The 4026-nt window shown below is 63.8% G+C and carries 6 protein-coding genes; 4 read left to right on the forward strand and 2 right to left on the reverse strand.

The features are described 5' to 3' along the window. The first annotated feature begins 296 nt into the window (after positions 1-296). The 4 genes from DLJ59_RS12595 to DLJ59_RS12610 all read left to right on the forward strand — a co-directional run bounded on the left by DLJ59_RS12595 (position 297) and on the right by DLJ59_RS12610 (position 2250). A complete protein-coding gene (locus DLJ59_RS12595) occupies positions 297-542 on the forward strand; it encodes a winged helix-turn-helix domain-containing protein (protein ID WP_088949319.1) in 246 nt (81 codons plus the stop codon). Positions 543-817: 275 nt separating this feature from the next. Continuing rightward, a complete protein-coding gene (locus DLJ59_RS12600; protein WP_030489032.1) occupies positions 818-1081 on the forward strand; it encodes a DUF6244 family protein in 264 nt (87 codons plus the stop codon). 324 nt (positions 1082-1405) lie between these two features. Next, complete coding sequence (locus DLJ59_RS12605) at positions 1406-1867, forward strand: hypothetical protein (protein WP_124772697.1); 462 nt, start codon at positions 1406-1408, stop codon at positions 1865-1867. A 5-nt stretch (positions 1868-1872) separates the two neighbouring features. Further along, entirely contained in the window at positions 1873-2250 is a 378-nt protein-coding gene (locus DLJ59_RS12610; protein WP_124772698.1) for a hypothetical protein, read from the forward strand. A 184-nt stretch (positions 2251-2434) separates the two neighbouring features. Here DLJ59_RS12610 and DLJ59_RS12615 read toward each other — a convergent pair whose 3' ends face one another. Beyond that, positions 2435-2923, reverse strand: a complete 489-nt coding sequence (locus DLJ59_RS12615) for a Fic/DOC family protein (protein WP_124772699.1) — start codon at positions 2921-2923, stop codon at positions 2435-2437. Positions 2924-3008: 85 nt separating this feature from the next. Then, entirely contained in the window at positions 3009-3539 is a 531-nt protein-coding gene (locus DLJ59_RS12620) for a type II toxin-antitoxin system antitoxin SocA domain-containing protein (RefSeq protein ID WP_208648658.1), read from the reverse strand. Positions 3540-4026 lie beyond the last annotated feature (487 nt).

Raw genomic sequence — 4026 nt, forward strand, 5'->3', positions numbered from 1 at the left:
CCTGGGGCTGGTGGATCGGTGGGGGATTCGTCGGGTCGATCGGGCATCGGGGGCTCCCGTCGGGTCGTCTCCAAGCTGCTCACGGCTCTTGCGGCGTCGGGGCGGCGTGCGGGCACGCCCCGGCACGCCCGGTCGAACGGGGGGACCGACCGACCGGGCGCTTCCTGCGCGGTGGGAACGAACCAGCTCCGGGCTTGCAGACCTGGGAGCCAGCCAGGGAGAGCGTATATAACAGGTCATGCAAGCGCAAGCACCTGACCGCACATTGCTTGCTATACAAAGTTCCTCGTGATCGAATGGCAGGGCAGACCTGGGAGACACCAATGCCCGCCAAAGCGAAGTGGGCGCTGATCGCCGACGGCATCCGCGCTCAGATCAAGTCCGGCGAACTTGCGCCGGGCGACAAGCTGCCCTCAACCTCCGAGTTGTGCCGTCAACATGACGTCTCAGCCATCGTTGTTCGTCAGGCCATCAACGCGCTCAAGATCGAGGGCTTGGTGGAAGGCGTCGGTGGTGTCGGCGTGTTCGTCGCCGAGCGGTGAGCGCTTAACGCCGGGATCCTCGCTCACCCGCTCGCAATCTTGGACACTTTCCGTTCACGCGTAACGGAAAGTGTCCAAGATCCACTTTTCGCGTCTGGACCCGGTCAGGTCCAGGCCATTCTCGCCATGGTCGCCTACTTGCGGCATCGCCGGGCCCCGACGAGGTGACCCGGAAGTTGGCGGCCGGTCGCGCTGGGTGCGCGGATCTCGTACGCTCCCATGTGGTCTCTGCCGGTGCGGTGGTGGAGGCGATGGTCGATCATGGGGAGGCGCGCGTGAGCGCAGCACAGATCATCGCGAGGTTGGCGGCGGCGTCTCAGAAGCTGGACGAGGCGAAGGCCAAGACCGCAGCGGCGGCACAGGACGCGGCCGAGGCGCGAGCACTCGTCGCCGGTGCTCTGGAGGGCGTAGCCGCCGGTCCGCTGGTCGGCATGATTGATTCGTACCGTCAGGCACTCGCGCAGGCGTCCCAGGGTGGCGACCCGGCCAAGCAGCACGTGCAGGAGACGATCGCGAAGGTCCGAGCGCTGGGAAACTGACCACGGGTGGTGGCAGCGCAATCCACCAACCACCCGCGGCAGTCAGCGTCACCTTGCGACCTGCGATCCCAGGGCTTGGGTCGACGGTGGCGGACCGCGACGGGCGACGTGAGGCGCGCGGCCGAGAGAGCCGAGATGCGCCGCCGCCCACGAGACGCAGGAGTGTCGGCCCAGAGGCAATTGCTGTTGGCGGTTCGGCAGCGGCGACAGCATGGGCGACGGTTTCAGAGTTCTTGCCGGCTCTGCCGAAGGCCGTAGCCGGCGTCGTCCTCGGGGCCGTGGCAACCTGGGGATCCCTCAAGGCTTACAAAGCGAGATCGCAGGATGGCGGAGGTTCCGTTGAAAATTGATGAGCGAGTTGAGCAGCTCGTCCGTGACACGTTGCACTGGGCCGTCAAGCGGAAGCCGGTTGAGTTTGACGAAGCGCTCAAGGCGTTTTCTGACAGGTCGACGCGGCAGTCCGCCCTGGAGCTGTTGGCTGCTATCTCGGCCTTCGTCAGTGCTGACATATGCCAGGGCAAGCCATCGCCTGAGCAAATCCAGCAGTTGGCCGAGGAAGTTGCCGAGGCAGAAGCGTGGAGTTCGGCAACCTCTCCCGAGGTCGAAGCCTTCCTCAACGCCGTTGTTGCCGGGCGACCGATGTCGGGTGTGCTGCCAGCTGACAGCGTAGTCGTCCTAGCCTTCATTGTGGCCGCAAGCCTCCTGTCTTCTCGCCCAAAGAGTGAGGGGGATTGGTGGTTCAACTATCTGGACAAGGTGGAGGCAGCCATTGAGGCGACGGGGTGACGGGCGTGCCTGGCCCGGTCGCCCGGGACGGCGGCGAGCTGGATGGCTTTCGCATCGGCTATCTGCCGTCGGACGTTGGTGACCTGGTTTCGGACTTCGCCTCCGAGTGGGAGGGCGTCACTTTCGCGACCCGGGTCTGGGAGCGCCAAGTCGAGGACGGCCACCGGGTCGACCTGCGGGTACACGTGCTCCGGGGCGACCGGTTGGGCACCCTCGCCGAGCTACGCGACTTCCTGGCCGAGTATCACGAGCGCGATCCCGCCGACTGGGCCCTCAGCGATTTCCAGCACGTCGAGGGCCCTGGGCTGATCGGTGCCGTCGAGGCGTTTTGGCTGTTCGCAACCGGTGTGGCCGTGAATGTGTTGACGGGCCCGGAGGCTTGACCGGGGACAGCCTGCGGGCGGTTGCGCGAAAAGTCACTGCGACACAGACAGGCAATCCCGCATTTCCGGATGCAGGTCAAGAGCTCACCTGCGGCTGAGGTACGGACCTCGCGTCCCTTCGCTTCGGGATGAGCTCTCAGACCGGCGCGAGGCCGCGGAAGAGCGCCTTCTACCACCGGCGGCGTCAACTCAACCGGCGGACGACCGGACGCAGGACCGTCACAAGCATGCTTTTGTCGGTGGTGGTCAGGTGGTCATGGCACGCTGCGATGTTGTCAGCTTCGTTCAGCTCCGACCAGTCAAGCAAAAAGCCCGCAGCGGCACCGAGCTGTCGGAGGAAGGATCGGGTCGTTCGGCCGTTGCCCTCACGAAAGGGGTGACAGACGTTCAACTCGCCGTAGTAGTGAGCGAGTGTCTCGACGAACGCTTCATGCTTTAGGCCAAGAAGAAAGCCATCCTTGCTGAGTCCGCTAAGGATCGTGCTCACTTGGTCGTCGATGTATCGCCAGTGACAGAAGCGTGCTCCTGGCTTACTGATGTCGACGGTCCTGGTCTGCCCGGCCCAGTCGTAGAGATCGCAAAACAGCTTCCGGTGGAACGCCTGTAGGTGGTCAAGGCCGTAGCTGCCCGGAATCATCATTCGGGATGCTTGAACCTCCCGGATCGAGGTCAAGCGAAACTCCGCCTCCCGAAGGATGGCGGGATCCGTGATTCCTAACTTGTTCTTCAGGCAGGTGGTCCCTGGCCAGCAGTACGGATCATGCACCCTTGAGGCGGGCAATCTCTTGAGAGACCAGCTCGTCTGCGCTGATCAAACCTGATGCCACATCGCGGAGCTTGTCCTGCCAGTCCTGGTCGAATTCTTTGCCTTCCAGGGCGGCGTTGGCAGTGGCTAGCCCGACAGCAGTTTCCGTATTCGCGATCTGCCGCGCATAGTACGTCCGCATGAGGTCGGTGCTTATCCTTGCCGACGAGCTGGCTGACTCGGGGAGCGCACCTCGGGCGGCTCTCCAGGGCAGCTCGTTGTGCGTCATGAGGGACAGTTGGCTTGCCGAGAACTTGCCGTACTCATCAGTGACCCACTGGACGGTCCTGTGTTGATCTGGCGTCAGGTGTGAGGCCTCCCCGTGTGGCCACCCGGACACGGTGAGCTGCCTACGGTGGTGACGGTAGAGGGGTGGGACGACGGGGCCCTCCCGCCAAGCTTCGATCGGCTCGGGGAACAACAAGGCTCCCTCGCGTGCCAGATGCCACCCCTGGCAGTAGTACACGAGCTTTTCCAGCTTCATGGCGGTGACACTGCCGAGTTTGCTGAGCACTGCCGCTGCGACATCGTGAGCGGTAGCCATCTGGTAACACCCCCTACCCTGGCCTGGCTTCGAGACTAGCGATCGGCCGGACATTTCGCTGACTCTGGGCTGGTGTCGAGTCGACTTCGATCCTATCTGCCGTGGCGAATCAGGCGATAGAACGTATGTTCGAGAAGGGGTTGTTGCTGCTGTCGGAAAGCTGTCACCACGCGTGGTGAGGGCTGTGCGGGCCGGTGATCGTCCCTATTCTGACGTGTTCACCGCAGGCTAGCCACGTGGAGTGTCGTGGACCCTCGACAGGTACGACGTCTGGCAGAGCAATCTGCCAACTTCGGGTTCGGGTCTGCTGCACCGATAGGTGACATCTGAGATGGCTTGCCTTGGTGGCGGGCTGGAAGGATGTTGCTGTGCCTAAGCCCTACCCCCGTGAGTTCCGCGATGACGTCGTGCGGGTGGCCCGTGATCG

It is taken from the genome of Micromonospora inaquosa (genome assembly GCF_003857055.1).
GTDB lineage: Bacteria > Actinomycetota > Actinomycetes > Mycobacteriales > Micromonosporaceae > Micromonospora > Micromonospora inaquosa.

Excerpts from the sequence above, each read along its gene's own strand:
- DLJ59_RS12605 (WP_124772697.1), top strand. The coding sequence starts at position 1,406 with ATGGCGGAGGTTCCGTTGAAAATTGATGAGCGAGTTGAGCAGCTCGTC.
- DLJ59_RS12620 (WP_208648658.1), bottom strand. The coding sequence starts at position 3,539 with ATGAAGCTGGAAAAGCTCGTGTACTACTGCCAGGGGTGGCATCTGGCA.
- DLJ59_RS12595 (WP_088949319.1), top strand. The coding sequence starts at position 297 with ATGGCAGGGCAGACCTGGGAGACACCAATGCCCGCCAAAGCGAAGTGG.